The organism is Stenotrophomonas sp. 22LJNL06-5-1, assembly GCF_056861455.1.
This window is the reverse complement of sequence record NZ_JBSPUE010000011.1, coordinates 77,885-102,790: the sequence shown is the minus strand read 5'-3', so window position 1 is coordinate 102,790 and position 24,906 is coordinate 77,885. Positions and strand designations below refer to the sequence as shown.

At 66.3% G+C, this 24,906-nt stretch carries 16 protein-coding genes; 10 read left to right on the top strand and 6 right to left on the bottom strand.

Translation table 11 applies throughout. The features are described 5' to 3' along the window. Position 1 precedes the first annotated feature (1 nt). Together AC13GF_RS20005 and AC13GF_RS20000 are read left to right on the top strand one after the other, a co-directional pair. A complete protein-coding gene (locus AC13GF_RS20005) occupies positions 2 to 1,348 on the top strand; it encodes a c-type cytochrome (protein WP_483005764.1) in 1,347 nt (448 codons plus the stop codon). Further along, positions 1,345 to 2,271, top strand: a complete 927-nt coding sequence (locus tag AC13GF_RS20000) for a c-type cytochrome (protein WP_483005763.1) — start codon at positions 1,345 to 1,347, stop codon at positions 2,269 to 2,271. The genes AC13GF_RS20005 and AC13GF_RS20000 overlap by 4 nt, the downstream gene beginning before the upstream one ends. 12 nt (positions 2,272 to 2,283) lie before the next feature. Here AC13GF_RS20000 and AC13GF_RS19995 read toward each other — a convergent pair whose 3' ends face one another. Continuing rightward, positions 2,284 to 3,813 carry an OmpA family protein gene (locus tag AC13GF_RS19995; protein ID WP_483005762.1) on the bottom strand — a complete coding sequence of 510 codons (1,530 nt, stop codon included), beginning with the start codon at positions 3,811 to 3,813 and terminating at the stop codon, positions 2,284 to 2,286. Positions 3,814 to 3,963: 150 nt separating this feature from the next. On the opposite strand from AC13GF_RS19995, the gene AC13GF_RS19990 reads away from it, so the two are divergent. Both AC13GF_RS19990 and AC13GF_RS19985 read left to right on the top strand, forming a co-directional pair. Further along, positions 3,964 to 6,342: a TonB-dependent receptor gene (locus tag AC13GF_RS19990; protein ID WP_483005761.1), complete on the top strand. Its 2,379-nt coding sequence runs from the start codon at positions 3,964 to 3,966 to the stop codon at positions 6,340 to 6,342. Between the two features lie 8 nt (positions 6,343 to 6,350). Continuing rightward, on the top strand, positions 6,351 to 8,459 hold the full coding sequence (locus tag AC13GF_RS19985) for a phosphocholine-specific phospholipase C (protein WP_483005760.1): 2,109 nt from the start codon (positions 6,351 to 6,353) through the stop codon (positions 8,457 to 8,459). Positions 8,460 to 8,516: 57 nt separating this feature from the next. Here the strand turns inward: AC13GF_RS19985 and AC13GF_RS19980 are convergent, their stop codons facing one another. From AC13GF_RS19980 to AC13GF_RS19965, 4 genes are all read right to left on the bottom strand, one after another. Continuing rightward, positions 8,517 to 10,112 (bottom strand): alkaline phosphatase D family protein, encoded by a 1,596-nt coding sequence (locus AC13GF_RS19980; protein WP_483005759.1) that lies wholly within the window; start codon positions 10,110 to 10,112, stop codon positions 8,517 to 8,519. 10 nt (positions 10,113 to 10,122) lie between these two features. Further along, entirely contained in the window at positions 10,123 to 13,056 is a 2,934-nt protein-coding gene (locus tag AC13GF_RS19975) for a TonB-dependent receptor (RefSeq protein ID WP_483005758.1), read from the bottom strand. Between the two features lie 141 nt (positions 13,057 to 13,197). Beyond that, positions 13,198 to 14,220 (bottom strand): FecR family protein, encoded by a 1,023-nt coding sequence (locus AC13GF_RS19970; RefSeq protein WP_483005757.1) that lies wholly within the window; start codon positions 14,218 to 14,220, stop codon positions 13,198 to 13,200. Next, positions 14,217 to 14,732, bottom strand: a complete 516-nt coding sequence (locus tag AC13GF_RS19965) for an RNA polymerase sigma factor (protein ID WP_483005756.1) — start codon at positions 14,730 to 14,732, stop codon at positions 14,217 to 14,219. The genes AC13GF_RS19970 and AC13GF_RS19965 overlap by 4 nt, the downstream gene beginning before the upstream one ends. Positions 14,733 to 14,770: 38 nt before the next feature. On the opposite strand from AC13GF_RS19965, the gene AC13GF_RS19960 reads away from it, so the two are divergent. Together AC13GF_RS19960 and aceE are read left to right on the top strand one after the other, a co-directional pair. Next, positions 14,771 to 15,169: a hypothetical protein gene (locus AC13GF_RS19960; protein WP_483005755.1), complete on the top strand. Its 399-nt coding sequence runs from the start codon at positions 14,771 to 14,773 to the stop codon at positions 15,167 to 15,169. Positions 15,170 to 15,414: 245 nt separating this feature from the next. Further along, the gene (aceE, locus tag AC13GF_RS19955) at positions 15,415 to 18,087 is read left to right on the top strand and encodes a pyruvate dehydrogenase (acetyl-transferring), homodimeric type (protein ID WP_483005754.1); all 2,673 of its coding nucleotides are present in this window, start codon (positions 15,415 to 15,417) and stop codon (positions 18,085 to 18,087) included. Positions 18,088 to 18,145: 58 nt separating this feature from the next. Here aceE and AC13GF_RS19950 read toward each other — a convergent pair whose 3' ends face one another. After that, a complete protein-coding gene (locus AC13GF_RS19950; protein WP_483005753.1) occupies positions 18,146 to 18,628 on the bottom strand; it encodes a LuxR family transcriptional regulator in 483 nt (160 codons plus the stop codon). A gap of 190 nt (positions 18,629 to 18,818) precedes the next feature. Between AC13GF_RS19950 and AC13GF_RS19945 the strand changes: the two genes are divergently transcribed. From AC13GF_RS19945 to AC13GF_RS19930, 4 genes are all read left to right on the top strand, one after another. Beyond that, on the top strand, positions 18,819 to 20,048 hold the full coding sequence (locus AC13GF_RS19945) for an MFS transporter (protein ID WP_483005752.1): 1,230 nt from the start codon (positions 18,819 to 18,821) through the stop codon (positions 20,046 to 20,048). Then, on the top strand, positions 20,045 to 21,202 hold the full coding sequence (locus tag AC13GF_RS19940) for an ROK family protein (protein WP_483005751.1): 1,158 nt from the start codon (positions 20,045 to 20,047) through the stop codon (positions 21,200 to 21,202). Before AC13GF_RS19945 ends, AC13GF_RS19940 begins: the two co-directional genes overlap by 4 nt. 86 nt (positions 21,203 to 21,288) lie before the next feature. After that, entirely contained in the window at positions 21,289 to 23,784 is a 2,496-nt protein-coding gene (locus AC13GF_RS19935; RefSeq protein ID WP_483005750.1) for a TonB-dependent receptor, read from the top strand. After that, positions 23,784 to 24,890, top strand: coding sequence for a YdcF family protein (locus AC13GF_RS19930; protein ID WP_483005749.1), 1,107 nt, complete (start codon positions 23,784 to 23,786; stop codon positions 24,888 to 24,890). The genes AC13GF_RS19935 and AC13GF_RS19930 overlap by 1 nt, the downstream gene beginning before the upstream one ends. The last annotated feature ends 16 nt before the right edge of the window (positions 24,891 to 24,906 follow it).

The following is a 24,906-nucleotide window of genomic DNA, read 5'->3' as shown; positions in this document are numbered from 1 at the left end:
CATGCGCACCTCGTTCAAGCTCGCCATTGCCTTGGCCGCCACGCTGGCCGCCGCCTACGGCATCGCCCGCACCACGCCCTACTGGTTCGCACCGCGACAGACGGCGCAGGTCGACATCCACGATCCGACGCTGATCACGCAGGGACAGTACCTGTCGCGCGCGGCCGACTGCGCGGCCTGCCACACCGCACCTGGCGGCAAGCCGTTCGCCGGTGGCCTCGGCATGCAGACGCCGATGGGCACGATCTACTCGACCAACATCACGCCCGATCCGGACACCGGCATTGGCGCCTACGACTACGCCGACTTTGAACGCGCGGTACGTCGCGGCATCCGTCACGATGGGCAGCCGTTGTATCCGGCAATGCCGTACGCCTCGTACGTGATCGCCAGCGACGCCGAAATCAAGGCGCTGTACGCCTACTTCATGGGCTCGGTGCAGCCGGTGAAGCAGGACAACGCCGACAGCACGATCCCGTGGCCGGCCAACATGCGCTGGCCACTGGCCTGGTGGCAGCTGCTGTTCGCACGCCCACGCACGTTCAACCCGGATCCGTCGCTGGATGCCAGCCAACAGCGCGGCGCCGAACTGGTGGAAGGCCTGGCCCACTGCGGCGCCTGCCACACGCCACGCGGGTTGGCGTTCCAGGAAAAGGCGATGGCCGATGATGGCAGCCGCCAGTTCCTGTCCGGCTCGGTGCTGGAAGGCTGGTATGCGAAGAACCTGCGCAATGAATCGACCGGCCTGGCCAGCTGGAGCGAGGACGAGATCGTCGACTTCCTGCGCACCGGCCGCACCGATCGATCGGCAGCCTTCGGTGGCATGGCCGACGTGGTCGAGCACAGCACGCAGTACCTGTCCGACACCGATCTGCTGGCCATGGCCCGCTACCTGAAACAGCTGCCGGCGCGTGAGGGCCGCAGTGCGCAGTGGTCGCCCGGTACCGACACCACCACCGCCGCACTGCGCAGCGGTGACTACCGCGTGGCCGGTTCGCTGGCCTATGCCGAGCACTGCCAGGCCTGCCACCGTGCCGACGGGCGCGGCATGCCGCGCGTCTATCCGGCCCTGGCCGGCAACTCGATCGTGTTCGCTGACGATCCCAGTTCGCTGGTGCAGGTGACCCTGATCGGCGGCCGCACGCCGCATACCCCGCATGACCGCATGGCCTTCACCATGCCGGGCTTCGAGCAGCTGCCGAACGCGCAACTGGCACAGATCCTGACCTTCATCCGCAGCAGCTGGGGCAACCAGGCCAGCGCGGTGAGCGAGGTCGACGTGGCGCGCATGCGCCGGGTGGTGCGCGACAAGCCGGTGCACTACGTTCCGCAGGAGGCCGCACAATGAAGCGTTCGCGCACGCGTTCCCGCCTGCTGATCGGCAGTGCGATCACCCTCGTGGTGCTGGCCGGCGCCGGTACCCTCGCCTACCGTCATCTGTACCCGGACCTGGATGCCGCCGTGGCCAGCACGATCGATATCCTCGATGCGCAGGGCAAGGTGGTCGGCCACTACCATGCGCCCAGCGCCGAAGAAATCGCCGGGCTCGGCAATGCCGAATCGGTGATGCTCGGCCGCCGCATCCTCAACGAGACCGCGCGCCTGCTTCCGGACAACGTCGGCAACGATCTGAACTGCAATTCGTGCCACATGGCCGAGGGCAAGCGACCGTTCGGCAACCACTACTTCAATACCGGCGGCGGCGCCTATCCGCGTTACATGCCGCGCCCGGGCAAGGTGATCGGGCTGACCGAGCGCATCAACGGCTGCCTGCAGCGTTCGATGAACGGCAAGCCTCTGCCGAAGGACTCGCCGCAGATGCGCGCCATGCTCGACTACATGGCGTGGCTGAGCAGTCCTGTGCCGGACGGTGCAAAGGTGGCCGCCCCCAGCGAGGGCCCCATCGACAGCACGCTGACCCCGGACCCGATCCGCGGCCAGGCGCTGTACGCCGTGCAGTGCGCCGCCTGCCATGGCGACAACGGCGAAGGCCGGCGCGACGCCAGCGGTGACATCGCCTTCCCGCCGCTATGGGGCGACCACAGCTTCAACATCGGCGCCGGCATGGCGCGCCTGTACAAGGCCGCCGGCTTCGTCAAGCACAACATGCCACCGGCGGTGACCCGCGAGCCGCCACTGGGGCAGCAGGTGATGCCCGACCAGGATGCGGTGGACATCGCCAGCTACTTCATCAACCAGCCCCGGCCGGACTTCGCCAACAAGGCCAAGGACTGGCCGCGCGACCCGAAACCCAAGGACGCGCGGTACTGAGCACCCCGTGGGTCAGCGCTTGACCAGCTCGACCCGCCGGTTGCGCGACTTGCCTTCTTCGCTGCCGTTGTCGGCCACCGGCTTGTCGGCGCCGAAGCCGGCCGCCTGCAGGCGGTCGGCGGCGATGCCCTTTGCGGTGAGCGCGGCCACCACCGAGGCCGCGCGATCCTCCGACAGGCTGCGGTTGCGTGCCGCCGCACCGCTGTTGTCGGTGTGGCCTTCGATCGACAGTTTCAGCGACGGGTCGGCACGCAGCAGGTCCAGCACCTGCGCCAGCTGTGGTTCGGACGTCGGCAGGATCTGCGCCTTGTCGGTGGCGAAGTTGACCTGGATCGCCACGCGGCCGTCGCTGTCCAGCTTTTTCTTCAACGCATCGGCCGGCAGCAGCGCCGCGGTCTGGGTAAAGCCCTTGCGCTCGGCCACGACCCAGCCTGCGCTGAGATATTCCAGGCGCGCATGCACCCACACCTGGCGACCATCAGCCAGATCGACGCGGTAGACCACGGTGTCGTAGTTGTCCCAGCTGTAGCTGGCCGCGTTGCCGTAGGACGACTGCACCTGCTTCGGCACGCCCTCGGCCGCCTCGTGCGGAATGCGCCCCTCGAACACCTTGGTGCCGTTGACCTGGGCCATCATCGCCTCAAGATTGCGACGGACTTCCTGCATCGAGTACTCGTGCTCGCCCTTGTCGAAATCGGCAGCGAAGGTGCGGCCCTCAACCTGTTCGAACTGATCGCCGGTCCAGAACGGGAAGGCATCGAAATCACGCTGCTCGGGCTTGTTCCGGTCACGATAACCGGCCGGCAGGGACAGGTGCGGGAAGCTGTCCGACCACTGCGCGGTGGCTTTGAACGGCACTTCATCCACGACCGCCAGTCCAGCGCCATTGCTGTCCACTGCCAGCTGCACCCACACGGTGCGGTTGGCCTGGCGCAGCACGTAGACCGTGGTGGGCGCGTCCTGTTCACCGTTCACCGCATCGATGAAGCCACCACCGATCTCGCCTTCCAGTTGCGGGCCGTAGTAGATGTCGCGCAGCAGCGTGCCTTCAAAGATCTTGCGGCCACCGGCGGCGGTGATCACACCGTCGAAGTTGCGCTGCACTTCCAGCGCGGAAAACGCCTTGTCGGGTGCCGCTTCGCTGTCGGTCACGATGCGTGCCGACCAGCTCGGGCCCTCCACCCAATGCACACCGTCACCCATGCGGAACGGGAAGCGCGCCCACGCGCGCGGATGCGGAGCGTTCTGCGGCGCATAGCCCTGCGGCAGGCTGAAGAACGGCAATTCGCCCAGCGGGGCGTCGCTCAGCGGCACGCTGGCTGGGTCGAAGGGCACCAGCGGCACAGCCTTGCCCTCACGGTCGGTGAGTGCGGCGCCATCGGCGGCGGCTGTTGAACCGGCTGGGGCGGCGGCCGCTGCTGCGGCCTCGTCTGCCGTGGCTGGCGCAGGCGGTGCCACTCCTCCATCCGAGGGCGTCCGGTTGCATCCTGCCAGCAGCACCAGGGCTGCACCACCCAGCCAGATCGTCGATCGCTTCTGCATCGCCACCACCTCAGGTCCATTGAAGCGCCGAGCATACCCGAAGGCCGTGACCGCCCCCACAGTGCCATCGTTCCTGCGCCGGCACGTCATGCCGATGTCATTGCCGCTGCCGACACTCCGGGGTTTCCTCCCTCTGAAGGTCCGGTTTCGATGCGAACGATTGCGCGTTTTCCCCGTGTCTCGCTGCTGGCTCTGCTGATCGCCCCCGCCCTGGACGCCCTCGCAGAAGCACCGCAGGGCGATACGGGCCAAGCGCGCAGCAGCGATGCACGTACCCTCGACCAGGTACAGGTGATTGGCCAGGCCACCAGCTACGCGAAGACTTCGGTGCGCGCGGAAACGCTGAATCGGCAGACGGTGATGAGCAGCGTCAACGACGCGCTCAACGAAGTGCCGGGCGTGGTGGTCAGCGAGGCCGATGCCACCGGCTCCTCGGTGTGGGGCACGCAGATCAGCATGCGCGGGTTCGTCACCAACCGCGATACCCAGCAGATCGGTACCACCATCGACGGTCTGCCCAATGGCGGCTCAGGTTACGGCGGTGGCTCGCTGGCCAACCGCTACATCGACACCCTGGATCTGGAAACGGTGGAAGTCAGTCAGGGCACCGCTGATATCTCCTCGCGCTCGAACGAGGCCCTCGGCGGCACCCTGAACTTCCTCACCAGCGATCCGCTGCAGGACAGCCGCCTGCGTTTCGTGGTCGGCGCCGGTGACAACGAGGCACGCAAGTACTACGTGCGCTACGACACCGGCCTGCTCGGCGGCCACACCCGCGCCTGGGTCAGCGCTTCTTCCGCACGCGTGCACGACTGGATCGATGGCAGCGGCAAGACCAGCAACGACCACATCGCCGGCAAGTTCATCACCGAACTGGATCGCTGGACCCTGACCGGCTACCTGTCCTACAACGACGCCGACGAGCCGGAATACACCAGCGTCTCACCGAAGGGCTTTGCCACCAATCCGGATCGCGACAACCTGGTCGGCACCCTCACCGGCATTCCGTATCTGGACCAGAACTACCGTTCCGGCTCGCGTGCGCTGCGCGAGAATACCTTCGGTTACCTGCGTGCGGCCTTCGACGGCGGCAACGGGTTCAAGGCCTCGGTGGCCGCCTACGGGCACCGCATGGAAGGCCGTGGCGACTGGCTGCCCCCCTACCTGGCGCAGGTCAGCGATGAGGGTGCGGGCCGCCCCGAATCGGAATATCTCGGTGGCAAGACCGTGTACGGCGGCAGCAACCGTGGCCAGATCTTCTTCGTCAATCCCGATGGCAGCGCCGCGCAGCGCCTGGCCAGCTGCACCCCGCGCCTGGGCTTCACCGCCGAATATGATCCGAACTGCTACGCGGGCAACGTGCTGGGCGCGCAGTCCTACCGCCACACCCACTACGACAACGACCGCATGGGCGTGACCGCCGACGTCGAATGGCGCCAGACCTTCGGTGCGATCGACAACACCATCCGCGGCGGCCTGTGGGTGGAGAAGCTGGACCGTTCGGCGCGCCGCGACTGGCACCGCCTGCTCAACGTCGGCCAGGACATCGCCTTCGATCATCAGCCGTACTGGGTGCAGTTCGAGGACAAGTACAAGGTTGACGAGCAGATGTACTACGTCGAGGACGTGGCCCGCTTCGGACCGTTCAGTGCACGCCTGGGCGTGAAGCAGTTCTTCGTCGACCAGTCGCGTCGCCGCGTGATCGGCGCCAGCGAACACGTGACGTCCGATTCCAAGTCCGATCCGCTGCTCTCCACCGGCTTCACCTGGGCGCCGGGCGTGGAAGGCATGGAGCTGTTCGCGGGCTTCTCGCAGAACTTCGCCGCCATTCCCTCCGGCGTACTTGGCGAGACCGATCCGCAGCGCTTCCGCAATGTCGAACCGGAGACCGCCGACAACATCGAAGTGGGCATGCGCATCAGCCGCTGGCCGCTGACCGCCTCGGTGACCCTGTACAACATCAAGTTCGACAACCGTATCGTCTACCTGCCGGCCGGTTTCGTCAGCGGCATCGACTACCTGGGCGAGACCGATGGTGTCTACGAGAACTTCGGTGGCGTGGAAAGCAACGGCCTGGAAGCCGCGTTTGGCTATGGCTGGGACAACGGCTGGCGCCTCAACGCCGCCTATACCTACAACCGTTCCAAGTACCTGGGCAGTGGCGATGCCGCGCGCGATACCCAGCTGGGCATCGTCGATGGCGCCAAGGTGATCGGCCAGCCCGAACAGACCCTGGTGCTGTCGGCCGACTGGCAGGGCGAGAACTGGAACTTCGGCCTATCCGGCCGCTACCTGGGCACCCGCTACCTCGACGCCGCCAATGTCAACAAGCTGCCCTCGGCCACCGTGTTCAACGCCAACATCGGCTTCGACCTGCAGGGGCTGTCGCCGCGCCTGAAGGGCATGGGCGCCAACCTGGTGGTGAGCAACCTCACCGACAAGCGGTATCTTGCAGGGGTGGACGGCCGCGACAACGCCTTCATCGGCGCCCCGCGCACCGTCGGCATCTCCTTCCGTGTGGACCTGTGAGTGAGCCCGTGACCGATATCGGCCGACGCCGGTTGTTGCAGGCCGGCGTTGCCGCCGGCCTTTCCCCGCTGCTGCCCAGCATCGCCCGGGCCGCAGCGATCGCCCCCGCCGCGCAGACGCGCAGCCTCGAAGACCTGCAGCACATCGTGGTGTTCATGCAGGAAAACCGCTCGTTCGACCACTACTTCGGAACGCTGCCCGGGGTACGTGGTTTCGGCGACCGCTTCGTGGCCCCAGCCCCCGCGCTGCAGGCCGGTGGCCGCGCGCGCAGCCTGTGGCTGCAGCCCGATGCCAGTGGCACGCGGGCGATCGCACCGTTCCCACTGGATACCGCCGCGCACTTTGGCTACATGCGGGTGGAAGGCACGCCGCATACCTGGCCGGACGCCCAGCGTGCCTGGGACCACGGGCGCATGGGGCACTGGCCGAAGGCCAAGCAGAACCACTCGATGGGTTACTTCCAGCGCAGCGACCTGCCCTTCCAGTTCGCGCTGGCCGATGCCTTCACCCTATGCGACGCCTACCACTGCGCGATGCAGGCAGGCACCAACCCGAACCGGGTGTTCCTGTGGACCGGCCACAATGATGCACACGCGCGTGCTGGTGGCCCGGTGATCGCCAACTCGCATGACAACTTCCCCGAACATGGCGGGCATCCGGCGTCGTACCGCTGGATCAGCCATGTCGAGCGCCTGCAGAAGGCCGGCGTGTCCTGGCAGATCTACCAGGACATGGCCGACAACTTCACCGACAACCCGCTGGCCGGTTTCGAGGCATTCCGTCGGGCGTACAGCGCTGCACCCGGGCATGATCCGCAACTGCGCGCACGCGGCGTCAGCACGCGTGGCCTGGCGCAGCTGCGCCAGGACGTGATCGATGGGCGCCTGCCGCAGGTCAGTTTCATCATCGCTGACGCAGCCGGCAGTGAGCATCCCGGCCCGTCGAGCCCGGCCCAGGGCGCGGCCTATACCGCGCGCGTGCTGGATGCGCTGACTGCCGATCCGGAAGTCTGGAGCCGCACCGCGCTGTTGCTGATGTTCGACGAGAACGACGGCTTCTTCGACCACATGCCACCGCCGGCTCCTCCTTCACCGGTGGGCACTGGCTGGGCGGGTGCGTCTTCGGTCAGCACCGAGGGCGAGTACCACCGCCATCCGGCACCGGGAGACGAGAAGTACGATGCCGCCGAGCTGCGCGGCCGCCCGTATGGGCTGGGTCCGCGCGTGCCGCTGTACGTGATCTCGCCGTGGAGCCGCGGTGGCTGGGTCGATTCGCAGGTGTACGACCACACCTCGGTGATACGGCTGATCGAACGACGCTTCGGTGTGGCGGCACCGGACATCTCGCCGTGGCGCCGCGCGGTCTGCGGTGACCTGAGCAACGCCTTCGACTTCGCCCAGCGCGATACCCGTCCATTCGTTCGCGGCCTGCCCGACGTCAGCGCAGTGGCCGCACGCGCCGCTGCTTTGCCGGGGCGCACCGTGCCCGCGCTGCCCGAAGGACTGAAGCCGGCGAGACAGGAAAGCGGCGCGCGCCCGGCGCGTGCCCTGCCCTATCGGCCGCAGGCGTCGATCGCTGCGGTGGACGCCTCGGGCGTGGATCTGGCGCTGGCCTGCGAAGGTGCAGCGGCGGTGCTGCATGTCTACGACCGGCTGCGGCTGGATGCGGTGCCACGCCGCTACACGCTGCTGCCGGGCATGCCGCTGCGCGAGCGCTGGCCACTGGATACCCAGGGCCGCTATGACCTGTGGTTGCTGGGCCCGAACGGCTTCCACCGCCACTTCCAGGGGGCGGCCAAGGATCCTGCCCTGCAGGCTTCAATTGATCGCGCAGGTGGCCAACTGCGGCTGCACCTGCGCAACCTGGATGACAGCGCACAGCAGGTGCGTGTGCAGGCTGGCGCCTATGCGGGGCACATGCCGGAGCAGACGCTGGCGCTCCCGGCACGCGCGGAGACCACGTTGGCGTGGGACGCAACGCCCACCGCAGGCTGGTACGACCTGCACATCGGTGCAGGCGACAGTACCCTGCGCCTGGCCGGCCGCGCCGAGGATGGGCGCCCTGGCACCAGTGACCCGGCGATGGGCAGCGAGCCATTGCAGTTCGAGCACGATTGAGCAACCCGGCCGCTGTAGAGTCGAGCCATGCTCGACTCCACAAGGGGGCTGGGCTGATCAGGCCTCCTGCAGCCCCGGCCGGCCGTGCTCCACCGCATAGCGCTTCCAGCTCTGCACCGCGCCATTCGGCTGCATCACGGTATCCAGCGTCTTCATGTCGCCAATCCACGCATCGGGGGTGACATCGCACAGCACGTAGCCACGCTTGTCAGTGGTCGCCTTCAGATAGGGGCTGTGCGCAAGCTGGTTCCTGGCATACGCGTCCACACCCTGGCCATCGGCGCCGGAAGTGATCGACGTGGCGAGGAACTCGCTGGAGACCACACCCGAGTCACGGTGGTCCTGCACCAGATCGCTGGCATAGTGGCGATGCGCGTCGCCGCAGGCGGTCACCACGTTGCCGAAGCCCACCTTCTGGATGTGGTCAAGCAGGCGCCGGCGGCTGTCCAGATAGCCCGACCACTGGTCGTCGGACGACTGCACCACGCCGTCCTTCTCGCGCATGTAGTTGCCCAGCGCTACCTGGTGGGCGATGGTATGCCAGCGCGGTGCGGCATCGGCCAGGCCGTCGAACAGCCAGCGCTCCTGCTTCGCCCCCACAATGCTGCGCTCCGGCGATTCCACCTCCTCACGCAGCGCCATGTTCACCTGCTTGCTGCGGTATTGGCGGGTGTCCAGCAGGTGCAGGTCCATCAGCGTGCCGTAGCGTGCGCGCCGGTACATCTGCATGTGGCCATCGCGCGGGAATGCCGAGCGGCGCAGCGGCATGTTCTCGTAGTAGGCCTGGAACGCCTGCGCGCGTCGCAGCAGGAACACTTCGCTGGGCGTATCGTCCTGGTCTTCGGCGCCGGCCCAGTTGTTGTCCACTTCATGGTCGTCAAAGGTGACGAACCACGGTGCCGCCGCATGCGCAGCCTGCAGGTCGGCATCGCTCTTGTACTGGGCATAGCGGCGGCGGTAATCATCCAGCGTGTAGATCTGCGGGCCGACGTGGTTGCGCAGGTTGGTGAACGGCTGGCCGTTCATCTTCCGCAGGCCCGGCTGGCTTTCGCCTTCGTAGATGTAATCGCCATAGTGGAAGACGAAATCGAGCGGTTCCTCGGCGATGCGCTGCCACGCGGTGTAGTGGCCTTCTTCGTAGTGCTGGCAACCTGCCACCGCAAAACGCACGCGATCCACTGCGGCCGTGGCTGCGGGCAGCGTGCGGGTGCAACCGACCGCACTGGCGTGCCCGCCTACGGTGAAGCGGTACCAGTAGGGCCGTCCGGGCGCCAACCCGTCCAGCTCCACGTGCACGGCGTGGCCGAGTTCGGGATGCGCCATCGCCGAACCCTGGCGTACCACCTTGCGCATGCCCTCGTCCGCGGCCAGCTGCCATTCGACCAGCATCGGCCGGGCCGGCATGCCACCGCCGAACACCAGCGGTTCGGTCGCCAGGCGCGTCCACAGCACCATGCCATCGGCCGAGGGATCGCCCGAGGCCACGCCCAGGGTGAAGGGTGTGCTGGCAAAGCGCGGCTTGGCCAGCAGGTTGCGCGGGTTCAGCGTAGTGGCATCGGTCGGCGCGGCCAACGCGTCCGCCATGCCCATCCAGGCACCGGCGGCAGAGAGACCGGCCAGGCCCAGGAATCGCCTGCGATTGATCGTATCCACGGCTGTGCCCTCAGTTGTAGATGATGTGGAAGTAGAAGAAGCGGCCGTAGTCGTCGATCTCGGTACGGAAGCGCCCGTTCGGGCCCGTGCTGTAGGTCGGCTGGGTGTTGAACAGGTTCTTGGCTTCGTACTTCAGCGTCACGTGCTTGCTGACCTTGTGGCTGAAGCCCATGTTGAAGGTCATGTACGGGTCGTAGTACGAATCCAGCCACTGGGTATCGCCGAAGTCGACCAGCATCCGGCTGCGGTAGGTGCCGGACAGGCGCAGCTGCGCGCTCTTCCACGGCATGCGCCAGATCACCGAACCGTTGAGCGACCAGTCCGGCTGGTACAGCAGCCGGTCCAGGCGGCGCTCGGTGCCATCACTGATGCGGTAGTTGGTCTGGCCTTCCAGCCGCGTGGCGTTGAAGTACATGTCGAAACGCTGGCGGCCCCACTGCAGGTTGCGGTTGGCCATCGCGAACTCGACACCGCGCAGCTTGGACTCATCGGTGTTCATCGGCTGGGTCACCCGGTAGCGGGTATCACCCACGTTCTCGAAGGTGGTCAGGGTGTAGATGTCGTCCTTGATCACCTTGTCGAACAGCGCCACCGAGACCAGGCCGTTGTTGCCGTTGAAATACAGGTCCCACGCCAGGTCGATGTTGGTGGAACGGCGTGGCTGCAGGTCGGCATTGCCCTGCTTGATGGTGCAGAAGCCCCTGCCCTCCTCGTCATCGCCACAGCTGGTGCTGGTGGCCTGGGCGATGTTGCTCGGCGTCGGCCGGCCCAGCGTGCGGCTGGCGGAGAAGCGCAGGCGCTGGTCCTCGCTCAGCTTGAACGTCGCATTCAACGAAGGCAGCAGGTTGTTGTAGCCACCACTCGTATTGCGGAAGGCGGAGGTATAGGTAGTGCCGCCATCATCGCTGAACGGGCTGTAGGCATCGAAGCGGGTGTGGTCGTAGCGCAGGCCGCCGATCAGCAGCAGCCGGTCCCAGGCGTAGTGCGCGGATACATAGGCATTGGTGATGTCCTCCACGTACTTGTAGTCACTGGTGAAGTTGGCATTCGGATAGGCCTTGTTGTTGCTGCCCAGCGTCGGCGCCAGCTCCTCGTTCCACTTGCGGTTGTCGATCAGCGGGAAGCCCGGCACGCTGCCCAGCAGCGTCGAACCCGGGTACAGGTAATCGTTGAGCGTGGCGCTGCTCTTGTAGTAGTCGAAGTCGATGTCCTGCCAGATCTTCAGGTGGCGGTACTCGGCACCGGCGGCCAGGCCGAAGCCGCGCGCATCGGCGTCGATGTTGTAGCTGAAGTCGGCGCGCAGGTTGTCGATGCTCTCCTTGGCATCGCGCGGCGAGACATAGGCCTGCGCGGGGTTGAGCTTGAACGCCGAGCTGGTCAGCAGACTGGAATCGGAAACCGCCACCGCGTTGGGGAACCCGTGGCTGTCGTTCTCGTAGTCGACGAACAGATTGCTTGGGTAGGCGCGCACGCCCCAGTAGACCTGGTTGTTGTGGAAGGTCTCTTCGGTATGGCCGCCACGCAGGGTCAGCCGCGAACGGTCGCCCATGTCCCAGTTGAAGCTGGCGATGGCGCCACGGTTGCTGCGGTCCCAGCGGTCGTGGCGGTTCTTGATGTAGATGCTGTTGATCTGGGTCGTGCCGCTGTCATCGGTCTGGTTGCGGATCGGAAACTTGGCGTTGCCGTACAGATCAGTCTTGTTCATCGTCGAGTTCTCGTAGAACCGGTACGAGTACAGCAGCAGCGATGCGTAGAACGGATCATCCGAGGGCTTCCACTCAAGCTTGGCGGAGCCACCGAAGTTGGTGATGAAGTTGGTATAGGTGCCGGTGCTGAAGTTGCCAGGCGCACGCAGCCCGTTCCAGCCCTTGGCCTCGTCCGGACCCGTGGTACCGTCGGTGAGGTATTTGCCGGCGTCGTTGTAGTAGTAGTTCGACTCCACCCAGCGCTTGACGCTGTTGCGCGAACGCTGCTCATAGCGTGCTACCGCAACGATGCCGAACTCCTGGTCGGCGCCGAACTGGTTGGAGAACACCATCTTGGCGCTCTTGCCGAAGTGGCCCAGGGTCTCGTGGTTGCCGCCTGCGCTGCGCTCGACGTTGGTCTCGGCGGTGGAATAGATGCCTGCCACATCGGCAAACACGTACTTGCCGGACCGGTCGAAGGCACTGCGGCTGATGATGTCGATCACGCCGCCGATCGCATCCGGTGCCTGCTCCGCACTGAAGCTCTTGTAGATGTCGGTGCGGGTGCCGATGTCGCTGGGAATCAGCTGCAGGTTGTTCATGCGCTCGCCGGAGCCACTGCCACCCACGCTGGCAATCGCGATGCCATCGATGGTGGTGTAGTTGAGGTTGGCCTGCACGCCGCGCACGGTCACGTAACGTGGCTCGCCGGCATCCTCCACCGCACTCAGGCCTGGAGCGGCCATCAGGCTCTCGGCCAGGGTCTCGTCGCCATAGCTGTCCATCTCGTCGTAGACCACCGAATCCTTGATCACCGGTGAGGTCTTCTTCTGATCGATCACCTCGTGCGCGGCAATCACATTCACCGTGCCCAGGGTCGGCGCCACCACCGCCTCGGCCTCACGCGGCTTCGGCGCGGCCGGCTTCGGTTCGTTGCGTGCAGGCGCCGGATCGATGGCGATGACGTTGCCATCGACCACGGTGTAGCCCAGGCCGGTCCCTGCCAGCAGCGCGTCCAGCGCCTGCTTGACGGTGGCACCGCGCGGCACCGCGCCGGCCATGTGCACGTCTCCACTGCCCGAATACAGGAACTGCACGCCGGAACTCCGCGACAACTGCTCCAGCGCACGCGCCAACGGCTGCGCCGCGATCGGCGCCGAAACGCGGGCCTCAAGGCCATCGGCAGTGGCGGCGAAGGCCAGTGGCACACTGCAGGGAGACAGGGCGAGGATGATCGACAGGTAGAGCGTGTTGCGCATCACGGGTCCTTGGAAGAGAGAAGGCAGCAGGCGCCGCTGCGTCGCTCGGCAGCGGCTTCTCCCAAGTAAGAGCCCGCATCCACCGAAGTGGAGAACGCGGATTCGATGAATTTTTTCTGACAGTCCACGGCCACGCCGGCCTCAGCGACTGCCAACCCGCACGGTGTCGCCTTCGCGCCTCACCACGAAACGCGGGTCGCGTTCGAGGAAGGCCTGCAGCGCACCGATGCGATGCGCATCGAGACTGCCCGACAACCGTGCCGATGCCGCGCCTTCGTCCAGCACGCGCACCTGCACCTGGTTGTGCCGGTTGAAGGCAGCGGCCACCTCGTCCAGCCGCTCATCCAGGAAGGACACCTTGCGCTGCTGCCAATCCAGCAGCATCGACAACGGTACATCCAGTGACTCGACCACATGGCTGCGCGCGTCGACCTGCACCACCCGGCCTTCGCCCAGCAGCGCAAGACGCCGGGCGTCCGCACCCTGGCTCCATACCTCCACCTCGCCGGAGACCACGCCGATGCGCGTGCTCTGCAGCCGTCGCGATACATCGAACACCGTGCCGATGTCTCGGATCTCCAGGCCGTTCACCTGCACCTCGAACGGACGGCGGTCGCGGGCGATGTCGAAGGTGGCCTCACCCTGCAGCAGCTCCACCTTGCGGCTGAACCAGCCCATGCGTACCCGCAGGCGGCTGTCCGCGTTCAGCCGCACCTGGGTCTGGTCGGGCAGCACCAGGTCGCGAAGTTCACCCTGTCCGGCACTGTAAAGCTGCTCGGTTGGCGCCACCTGCGGAACCAGGCCCACGCCGAGCAGGGCGATACAGGCTGCGGCAGCCGCCACCCACCGGCGCGCACGACCGCGACGCGGCACAGTGCGCGGCGGCGCGTGCACGCTACCGAACAGCGGCACCACCTTGGCAGCGACCTGCCGCGGTGGAACCGCCGCCTCGTCAGCCAACGGCGATTGCAGCGCCTCACCGACCTGCCGGTGCAACGCGAGGGCGCGCATGTAGGCGCGCACATGCTCCGGCGAGCGCTTCATCCAGTCCAGGAACGCGAGGCGCCCGGCCTCATCCAACGCCCCCTCGCGATTGCGCAGGAACCAGTCCATGGCCTCGCAGGCGATCGTGTCGTCGGCCACGGGCAATGAATTCCGGTTCATGTGAGCTCCCTGGCGCCCAGCGCCTTCCTGCAGGCCTCCAGACCCTTGCCGATATGCTTGCGCACCATGTGCACCGACACCTGCAGCTGCTGGCTGATTCCCGGGCAGTCCAGCCCGTCGCGGTAGTGCAGCTCCATCACCCGCCGCGTGGTCGCCGGCAGTCGTGCGATGGTGCTGCGGATATCATTCCAGCGCTGCGCACGCTCGAATTCACCTTCGATGTCTTCTTCGCTTTTCAGCACTTCGGCCAGCAGGTCGACGTCTTCCAGCGGCGGCAGCGACGACCGCGCGCGCGCATGCTCGCGCGCCAGGTTGGCCGCCACGGTGAACAGGTAGGCTTCCGGGTTCTCGACCGCATCGGCATCCTCGCCGGTGCTGCGCAGCAGGCGAAGGTAGACCTCCTGCGCCAGGTCTTCGGCATCCTCGCTGGCCGAACCGCGGCGCAGGAAGAAGCCGCGCAGCAGCCGACGCCGCAACGCGTAGCTCTTCTCCCAGATCCTCACGCTGTTCACGGCCGGCCAACCACCCCGAGGCTGGAAAGCCCCGCAGGGTGACCGCCATCGATGACAGTGGCGTTTCAACGACCGGCAGGCAGCCGCTAGAATGCGGCCCCTGCAATGTCCCGGCAGCCCGCACAAGGAGTGCTCCCATCAACGCACGCACCGCCATCAACACCCTCAGCAGCCTGCTGTTCCTGCTGCTGGTCGCCCACACCACCGCCTATCAGCAGCAGATGTGGCCGCCCAGCCGGGTCATCCATGTGCATCCGGTGATCGTCGTCCTCGCCCATGCGCTAGGTGTGCTCACGCTGCTGCTGTGGATCGGCGGCCGTCGTGCACCGGAACCCGCCCAACGCCTGGCGCGCTGGTTGCCCATCGTCGCCTGGTGCCTGCTGGGCGTCGGCGTGGCGATCATCCCGGTGTTCCTGCCTGGGCTGTCCCCGGCCTGATCAGCGGCCGCGCCCAGCGCATCGGCCCATGATACGGCGCGCGGCACCAACCCTTGCTTGCCAGAGACCCAAGCCCCGCCCGCCTACCGAAGCGTGGGGGGCAGGCCTACGCTTGTCTTCTCGGTGGCCGCCACGGTCGCCCTTCGCGTCACGGCCCCCGCCGTTGCGACCCCGCTCCAGTGCTGTGCGCCCTGCCGGTGTTGTCGCCCAGGCAGAAGTCCGACCGGCGCCCTCTGGAGACAGCCATGAACCAAGCCCTCATTCCCTTCGATACCGATCCACTGGAAACCCAGGAGTGGCGTGAATCGCTGGAGGCGGTGATGCAGGCCGGCGGCCGGCCACGCGCGCACTACCTGATCGACCAGCTGAGCGATCTGGACGCCCAGCAGCACGGCGACCTGCATACCCGTGCCTGGACCGCCTACGTCAACACCATCCCGCCCGAGCGCCAGCCGGCCTACCCGGGTGACCTGGCCATCGAGCGCCGCCTGAACGCGATGATCCGCTGGAACGCGATGGTGATGGTGCTGCGTGCCGGCAAGCATTCCAACGTCGGCGGCCACATTGCCACCTACCAGTCGGCAGCGGTGATGTACGACGTCGGCTTCGATCACTTCTTCCGTGGCCGCACCGACACCTTCGACGGCGACATGATCTACATCCAGGGCCATTCGGCGCCGGGCATCTACGGCCGCGCATACGTGGAAGGCCGCATCGATCCGGCACGGATGGACAACTTCCGCCGCGAAGCCGGCCGCGAAGGCCTGTCCTCGTATCCGCACCCGCGCCTGATGCCGGAGTTCTGGCAGTTCCCCACCGTGTCGATGGGGCTGGGCCCGCTGACGGCCGCCTACCAGGCGCGCTACATGCGTTACCTGGAATACCGCGGCCTGAAAGAACACCAGGGCCGCAAGGTCTGGGCCTTCCTCGGTGATGGCGAAATGGACCAGCCCGAATCGCTGGCGGCAATTTCCCTGGCCGGCCGCGAGCGGCTGGACAACATCGTGTTCGTGGTCAACTGCAACCTGCAGCGCCTGGACGGTCCGGTGCGCGGCAACGCCAAGGTCATCCAGGAACTGGAAGGCACCTTCCGCGCGGCCGGCTGGAACGTGATCAAGCTGATCTGGGGCAGTGGCTGGGACGACCTGCTGGCCCGCGACCACAGCGGCCTGCTGCGCCAGCGCATGATGGAATGCGTGGACGGCGACTACCAGACCTTCAAGTCGCAGAGCGGCGCCTACGTGCGCGAGCATTTCTTCGGCCGCTACCCGGAGCTGCTGGAGCTGGTCGCGCACATGAGCGACGACGACATCTGGGCGCTGGCACGTGGTGGCCATGATCCGCAGAAGGTGTATGCCGCCTACCAGCAGGCGGTGAACACCAGCGGCCGGCCGACGGTGATCCTGGCCAAGACGGTCAAGGGTTTCGGCATGGGCGAAGCCGGCGAAGGCCAGAACATCAACCACCAGCTGAAAAAGATGAGCGCCGATGCGGTGCGCGCCTTCCGCGACCGCTTCAACCTGCCGGTCAGCGACGACCAGCTGGAGGAAATGCCCTATCTGCGCCCGGAACCGGGCAGCGCCGAGGCCGCCTACTTCGCCGAACGCCGCCGCATCCAGGGTGGGCAGCTGCCGGCGCGCCTGGCCAAGGTCGATCCGCTGCCGCTGCCGCCGCTGTCCATCTTCAACACCCAGCTGCAGGGCAGTGGCGATCGCGGCCAGTCCACCACCATGGGCTTCGTGCGCATCCTCACCAGCCTGCTGAAAGACCCGGAACTGGGCAAGCTGGTGATTCCGATCGTGCCCGATGAATCGCGCACCTTCGGCATGGAAGGCCTGTTCCGCCAGATCGGCATCCACTCCTACCTGGGCCAGCTGTACACCCCGCAGGATGCCGGCCAGCTGAGCTATTACAAGGAAGCCAAGGACGGCCAGATCCTGCAGGAAGGCATCAACGAATCCGGTGCGATCTGTTCATGGATCGCCGCCGGCACCGCCTACAGCAACCACGGCCTGGCGACGATTCCGTTCTACATCTTCTATTCGATGTTCGGCCTGCAGCGCGTCGGTGACCTGGCCTGGGCCGCTGCCGATGCGCGTACCCGCGGCTTCCTGCTCGGTGCCACGTCGGGCCGCACCACGCTGATGGGCGAAGGCCTGCAGCACGATGATGGCCACAGCCACGTGCTGTCGTCGGTGATTCCGAGCTGCGTGTCCTACGACCCGACCTACAACTACGAGCTGGCGGTGATCATCCATGACGGCCTGCGCCGCATGTATGTCGACCAGGAAGACATCTACTACTACATCACCGTGCTCAACGAAAACTACCCGCAGCCGGCACTGCCAGAGGGCGTGGAAGCGGGCATCCTGAAGGGTCTGTATCTGCTGCATCCAGCAGCCGCCGATGCTGCCTCGCAGCCACGCGTGCAGCTGATGGGCAGCGGCTCGATCCTGCGCGAAGTGGAAGCCGCGGCAGAACTGCTGCAGCAGGACTTCGGCGTCGCCAGCGATGTGTGGAGCGCCACCAGCCTGACCGAACTGCGCCGCGACGGCCTGGCCGCCGAACGCTGGAATCTGCTGCACCCGGCCGAGGAACCGCGCGTACCCTACGTGCAGCAGTGCCTGCAGGGCCATGAAGGTCCGGTGGTGGTGGCCACCGACTACATGAAGATCGTCGGCGACCAGATCCGTCCCTTCATCAACGACCGTCGCTTCACCGCACTCGGCACCGATGGCTTCGGCCGTTCCGACACGCGTGAGTCGCTGCGCACGTTCTTCGAAGTGGATCGCCACTTCATCGTGCTGGCAGCCCTGAAGTCGCTGGCCGACGAAGGCCGCATCGAGCGCGCGCGGATGCAGGAGGCCATCGACAAGTACGGCATCGACACCGGCAAGCGCGACCCGGCCGCGGTGTAAGGCTGCCGGTGCCATGCCCGCGGATTCCCTTCCCGTGGGCATGGCGCAGGCGGCGCCGCTACGGTATCCGCTTGAACAGGTTGGTCTGCAGGATCGGCGTACCGTCGTGACCGTAGAACGCCTTGGTCTCGGTCATCGTCGTACGGTCGGCCGCCACGGTATAGATGCGGGTGGAGGCCGGCGTACCGTGGTCCACCAGCTGCATCACCAGGGTGTTTGGCGCCGGCAGTTTCAAATTGGCCTTGTCTGCGCCATAGGTGCCGGACAAGGCCCCCGGCGTACCGTCCAGCGCCAGCGTGCCGTCGGACTTCATGGTCTTGCCGTCGTGCAGGACGATGTCCACGTGTGAACTCCAACGCCCCGCACCGGCGTCCTTGAACTCCAGCACCACGTGCTTCGGGCGCTGCGCTTCGGGAAGCGCAGACGTGGCGATATCCAGCGACCAGCGCCCCAGCAGCGGTGAGGGCGAAGCTTCCACTGCCAGCGCCGGAACGGCGGAGAGCGAAAGCGCAGACAACAACACAGCGGACAACAGTTTCATACGTTGCTCCGTTCCAGTGAAGAAAGCGCTGCGTAACGCGTGGTGGGGGCAGCAGGGCGAATGCTGCACGCCTGCGGCAGGGGGTGCAAGCCACTCGCTGAATGCCTGACCACCCGTCATGTCAGGACGATGTCACACAGGGGTAGTAGAACGATCCAGCATCTCCGGCTCTTCCCCCCAATACACGGCGTTGAACGCGCAGCCCTCGCCACGGCACCTCTATGCCGCCGGCCACTTTGCCCGCACCCTGGTCTGGTCGTTCGTGGATCTGGTGCTGGGCTACTACCTGCACGCCCGGCTGGGGCTGCCGGCGGCCCACACCGGCCAGCTGCTGGCCATTTCACTGGCCTACAGCAGCCTGCTCGATCTGCTGCTGGCCGCCGTATTCAGCCGCCTGCGCAACCAGCAGCGCCTGGCCCTGCGCCTGCAGCTCATCGGCGGGCTCGGCACGGCCGCCAGCGCCTGCCTGTTGTTCAGCCCGGGCAACGCGGCCGAACCTGCCTTTCTGCCATTACTGGTCGCATCGTTGCTGTTCCGTAGCTGCTATGCGGTCTACGACGTGGCGCAGAACGCGTTGACTTCGTTGCTGCCCCGTGACGAGGACGAGGCCATGCGCTATGTCTCCACGCGCGCCGTGGTGGTACCCATTTCCAAGCTGTGCATTGCCGCGGCGCTGTTCGGCGTGGTCGGTGCGCCTGCGTCCCAGGGTAGTGGCGACGCGTTGCTGATCTGCATGATCATCGGCGTGCTGATCGCGGCCGCTGCGCTTCCCCTGGCCTGCGTGGCAACGCCCCCACGACCCTCCGCAACCAGGACGTCCGCTGCTGTTGCCCTGCCCCTGCCGGCGCTGCTGCCTGTTCTGCTGGCCGCAGCGGCGGAGACGACGCTGGTTGGCCTGGCCGGGCGTCTTTTCCCCTTCGCCGAACACGGGGCAGCACTGACCTTCGCGATGGTGGCGGGCATGGTGGTTGCCCCCTGGCTCTGCCTGCGCCTGCGTTCAACGCTGCACAGCGAGACCGGGATGCTCGCGCTGATGTCGGTGCTGGCCGTCGCCACCGTTGGCGTGTACCTGGCCATCCCCTCCACCCCCATAGCGATTGCATGTGCCGCCATCCACGGGACGGCAGTGGCCAGCGTCGGCCTGGTACTGTGGCGACGCACCGCGCTGATCGCCCGTCGCCATGCCATCCATAGCGGACGCGACGATGACCTCAGCTGTTTTGCACTGCTCACCGGAACCATGAAGCTATCCATCGCGGCCTCTTCGTTGCTGCTGGGCGAAGTGCTGCCCGGTATACAGGCGGGCGATCCGGGCACCGCGGCCACCCTGGTCTCGCTGGTCGCCATCGGCAGCCTGCTTTCGCTGGCCGCATTGGCCTGGCCCATCCCGGCAGCACGCACCGAGGGCCTGCGCCCGTGAGTCTGGTCCCGACATCGCGGCTGCGCCGCAAGCCGCTGATCGCGCTGGATGCGGACCACAAGCGCATCATCTGGCTGTTGCGCACGATGGGCGCGGTTCCCCGCATCACCATCGCCCACCAGCTGGGCATGCACAACGGCGCGTTGACCCGCCTGGCGCGTGAGCTGCTGATGCTGGAAGTGATCGAGGAACAAGGACAACTGTGCGATGGCCAACGCGGCCGTCCCTCGGTGCCACTGGCGCTGTCCGGTCGGGGCGGCTATGCCGCCGGTGCCACGGTGCATCCCGGTTGGCTGGAGATCGCGCTGGTGGATTTCGCCGGCCAGGTCATCGCCCGTGATGCCACCGCGTTCGACAGCGCAGATCCCCACGATTTCGTCCATTGCGTGGACCAGCGCCTGCGCAGCCTCACCAGCCGCACCGGACTGATGCGCGCGCGTTTTCTGGGCCTGGGTGTGGCCGTTCCGGGGCCCGTGGTCAAAACCGGTCCGGCACGTCGGCACGCGGTGGACTGGCTGCATGGCTGGCGCGATATCGACAACGACCAGTTCTTCGAAGACTACTTTGGCTTTCCGGTCTGGGTGGAGAACGATGCAACCCTGGCGGCGCTGGCGGAGTACTACGACAGCGGGCTGATCCGCGACTGCGCTTCGGCGCTGCTGCTGTATGTCGGCCACGGCGTGGGCGGCGGCGTGATCCATCGGCGTGATGTGATGCGCGGTGAATTCGGCAATGCCGGCGACATCGGTCGCCTGTTCCGCATGGACGCACCGCGCCCTTCGGGCATCGACCTGCTGGCCACGTTGCGCGTGGCCGGCGCCGGAATTCCTTCGCTGTTCGAGCTGGAGGCCTGCCTGGACACCCATGCCGGCATCATCAGCGCCTGGGCCGAACGCGCGGGCAACCAGCTGGGCGCAGCGGCCAATACCGGCGTCGCCTGGCTCGATCCGGGCGCCGTGATCCTGTCCGGTTCACTGCCCCGCCAGGTACTGGAAGCGTTGGGGCAACACCTGAAGCAGCCTGCACGCTGGAGCAGTGCGCTGGACAGCCTGCGCCTGCCGCAGGTGCATGTGTCTCGGCTGGGAGGATCCGCAGTATCGGTGGGCGCAGCGCTGCTGCCGATCCACCAGCTGGGCGCCGATGCCAGCGTTTAATTGTTTATTTCCGCCGAAGTAAACAATTCCGTCATCGCCCGGACCTACCGTGCAGCGGTCCCCCTTCCCTGCATGGCCGCCCTCCGATGAACAACAGCCCCCTGGTCCTGGGCATCTCCCTGGCCTTGATATCCCTGCATGGCAACGCTTCTGCGCAGGATGCCCCCATCCCGAACAAGGACAGCACCGACGCCGCAACGCTGGATGCGGTGGTGGTCACCGGTGCGGCACGCACCCAGCGTCGCTTTGATGCGTCCTTCGCGGTCAATTCACTCAGCCGCGAAGACGTGCAGAAGCTCGCACCGAAAAGCTATGCCGACCTGCTCGGCTCAGTGCCCGGTATCCATGTCGAGGCCACCGGTGGCGAAGTGCAGAACATCACCCGGCTGCGCGGCATTCCCACCGATCGTGGCTTCATCGCCTTCCAGCAGGACGGCCTGCCGCTCTACCAGGAGCTGGATGGTCACTTCTTCAACTCCGGCGACGGCATGAACCGGTTCGACGTGATGAACCAGCGGGTGGAGATCGTACGTGGTGGCCCAGCGCCGATCTATGCGAGCAGTGGCGGCGCCATCGTCAACAACATCCTGGCCGAGGGCTCCGAAGAGACCCACGGCAAGGCCCAGCTGACCGTCGGTGACACCGGGCTGTACCGCGGCGAGATGTACCAGTCCGGCGCCCTCGGCAAGGACACCTTCTATGCCGTCGGTGGGTTCCTGCGCCAGCACGATGGCTACCGCGACAACGGCTTCCCGAACGACAAGGGCGGGCAGATCAGGGGCAACATCAAGCACTACTTCGACGACACCAGCTGGTTCAAGGTCAGCGGTACCTTCGTCGATGACCACAATACGTTCTACCTGCCGATCCCGGTCGCCGATCCGCGTAATCCCAGCGTTCCGCTGGACCCGTACATCGACTACTTCGACGGTACGCTGAACTCGCCGTCGCTGCGCAGCGTGAACCTGAAGTACCTCGATGGCGGCGGCGTCCTGCAGGGCATGAACCGCGACCTGGCCGATGGCCGTCACATGCGCTTCGGCAACATCGGCTTCCAGTACGAGAATACCGCCAGCGACTGGACGATCTCGCTGAAAACCGGCTACACCAAGGGTCGCAACACCTTCGACGCACTGTACTCGACCACCAACCCGGTCGACGCACGCACCTTCGCCAACGGCTATCTGGGCGCGGCCCGTTCCGCCTTCGGTGCCGGCGTCGCGCGGATGGGCTACGCCCTGGCCGGCAGCAACGGAACGAGTGCCTACGATCCCTATGCCGACTCCGGTCTGGTGATCTCGGCCCAGTACCGTGCCGCAGATTCGGACTTCTACTCCGGCCAGGCCGATTTCAGTGCGACGCGGTTGTTTGAAACGGCCTGGGGCAGCCACGATCTGAACATCGGTGCGTACACCGCCTTCTTCGGCACCACGGCCTTCAGCCTGTACCAGGACATGCTGATGGAGATGCGCGGCAAGCCGCGTCTGCTGGATCTGGTGGCCTACGGCAACGATGGCACCGCGCTGGGCTATGTGACCGACAAGGGCACGCTGCGTTACACCACCACCTTGAATCGCGGCAAGGTCGATGCCCGCATGTTCGCGGTGTATGCCAATGACACGTGGGCACTGACGGACCGCTTCAAGCTCGACGCTGGTATCCGCCATGAACGCTATCGCTATGAAGGCTACGCAGAGCAGACCGCCCAGGTCGACCTCGGCGACCGCAACACACTGGCCGACAACACCACGCGCCGGTTCACCGGCGTGGTCCAGAACCATCGCCTGGATCCGTCCGCGACCAATTGGACCGTGGGTGCGAACTTCGATTTCACCCCTTCGGTGGGTGCTTACGCCCGCGTCTCGCACATGGAGATCGTTCCCAACTCGTCGGTGGCACGCTCGATCGATCCCACCATCGTGCAGACCCAGCTGGACCAGTACGAGCTTGGCCTGAAGGCCGGATTCGGCCGGTCCTACCTGTACCTGACGGCGTTCTACACGAAGTTCGATCCGCTCAACGCCTCGTTCGTGGCCTTCAACCCGACCACCGGCCGCAATGACCAGTCGGTGCCGTTCATCGGTACCGCCGTCTCCAAGGGCATCGAACTGGATGGGCTGTTCCGGCCGCTGGACTGGTTCAGCATTGCCGGCTCGATCACGGTCAGCGATCCGCAGTACGACAGCCTGCAGAACGATTCCGGCGCCGATCCGGCCGCCGTCAACGGCAAGCAGATCGTTCGCGAGCCCAAGCTCTACGGCAACCTCCGCCCGACCTTCAGCTTCCAACATGGCCAGGACCAGTTCGAGACCTGGCTGCGTTATGACGTGGTCGGCAAATCCTATGTTGATCTGTTCAACCAGACAGCGCTGCCTGCCTACCAGACCCTCGGCCTGGGCGTTTCATGGAAGCGCGGCAACTGGGGCGCACAGTTGGTAGGCGACAACCTGACCAATGAAAAGGGACTCACCGAAGGCAACACCCGCACCGATGCCCTGGCCGGACAGGGTTCGGCCGAGGCAATCTATGGACGGCCGCTGTTCGGCCGCAATGTCCGCCTGATGGTCAGCAGGAGCTGGTGATGCATCGACGACTTACCTTGTCCCTTGCCCTGCTTGCCACGGCAGCGCTGCCGCTTGCGGCGGCGGCCGACGACCGCGACAGCGCCGCGCTTGCCGCACGCTTGTTCCCGACCCTCATGCAGTTGAAGCCCGATACGCTGCCCGGTGATGCGCGTACCCTCCTGGCCGAACGCACGCAGCAGCTGGCCCGCTGCCGGACTGCCACCTGCACGCTCGCGTCCGCACGCTGGACGCCCGCGCAGGCAGGCCTGCTGACCGCCGCGGCTCCCGCGCACGCCGAGGCCATCGAACGGGAGCTGGCGGGCCTCAACAACATTCTCTCCGTCTATGGCCAGGGCCAGCCGCCCCGCTACGACGCCATCGACGGCCCGGTCGGCACAGCGGGCAGCACGCGACTGGCCGGCGACGTCGCCATTGCCATGCAGATGAGCGAGGTGGACGCCAGCGCGGCCTACACCGCCTTCGATCGCAGCATCGCGGTGGCGGTAGGCCTGCTCGATGCCAATGACCGCCTCGATGCGATCCGTTTCGAGCCCATCAGCGCGGGGATGAACGCCGCGCCGTTTGCGCGTGCGCGGCAGCTCGATTGGAATGCGCATCCGTACACCGCGATCATCGTGCTTGGCCAGGGACCGGAGGAACTGACCACCCCGCTCAGCGCCGGCAGCAAGCTGCGCCTGAAGATGGCCGCGCAGCGCTACGCGGCGGGTGATGCGCCCTTCCTCATCGTCTCCGGTGGTGCGATACATCCGCGCGGCACCCGCAGCGTCGAAGCGGTGCAGATGCGCGAAGCGCTGATGGCACGCTTCGGCATTCCCGCAGATGCGATCATCATCGAGCCGTATGCCCGCCACACCACCACCAACCTGCGCAATGCAGCCCGGTTGCTGGCGGCCCTGCAGGCACCGCCGCGGCAACCGGCACTGGTGGTCAGCAGTCCATCGCATATCGACTCGGTCGCCAGCAGCGCCTTCAGCGAGCGCAACCGCCATGAACTGGGTTACGTTCCGGGAAAGGTCGGTTCACGCGTTTCGCCCTACGCGATCCCGTTTGTGCCGGCTCCCGAATCGCTGCGCATCGACCCGATGGATCCGCTGGATCCCTGACCCGCGCGACGGCATC

What these genes read in the sequence shown, in the direction of transcription:
- AC13GF_RS20005 (WP_483005764.1), top strand. Translation starts at nt 2, where the DNA reads ATGCGCACCTCGTTCAAGCTCGCCATTGCCTTGGCCGCCACGCTGGCC.
- AC13GF_RS19930 (WP_483005749.1), top strand. Translation starts at nt 23,784, where the DNA reads ATGCATCGACGACTTACCTTGTCCCTTGCCCTGCTTGCCACGGCAGCG.
- AC13GF_RS19935 (WP_483005750.1), top strand. Translation starts at nt 21,289, where the DNA reads ATGAACAACAGCCCCCTGGTCCTGGGCATCTCCCTGGCCTTGATATCC.
- AC13GF_RS19970 (WP_483005757.1), bottom strand. Translation starts at nt 14,220, where the DNA reads ATGAACCGGAATTCATTGCCCGTGGCCGACGACACGATCGCCTGCGAG.
- AC13GF_RS19950 (WP_483005753.1), bottom strand. Translation starts at nt 18,628, where the DNA reads ATGAAACTGTTGTCCGCTGTGTTGTTGTCTGCGCTTTCGCTCTCCGCC.
- AC13GF_RS20000 (WP_483005763.1), top strand. Translation starts at nt 1,345, where the DNA reads ATGAAGCGTTCGCGCACGCGTTCCCGCCTGCTGATCGGCAGTGCGATC.
- aceE (WP_483005754.1), top strand. Translation starts at nt 15,415, where the DNA reads ATGAACCAAGCCCTCATTCCCTTCGATACCGATCCACTGGAAACCCAG.
- AC13GF_RS19995 (WP_483005762.1), bottom strand. Translation starts at nt 3,813, where the DNA reads ATGCAGAAGCGATCGACGATCTGGCTGGGTGGTGCAGCCCTGGTGCTG.
- AC13GF_RS19990 (WP_483005761.1), top strand. Translation starts at nt 3,964, where the DNA reads ATGCGAACGATTGCGCGTTTTCCCCGTGTCTCGCTGCTGGCTCTGCTG.
- AC13GF_RS19975 (WP_483005758.1), bottom strand. Translation starts at nt 13,056, where the DNA reads ATGCGCAACACGCTCTACCTGTCGATCATCCTCGCCCTGTCTCCCTGC.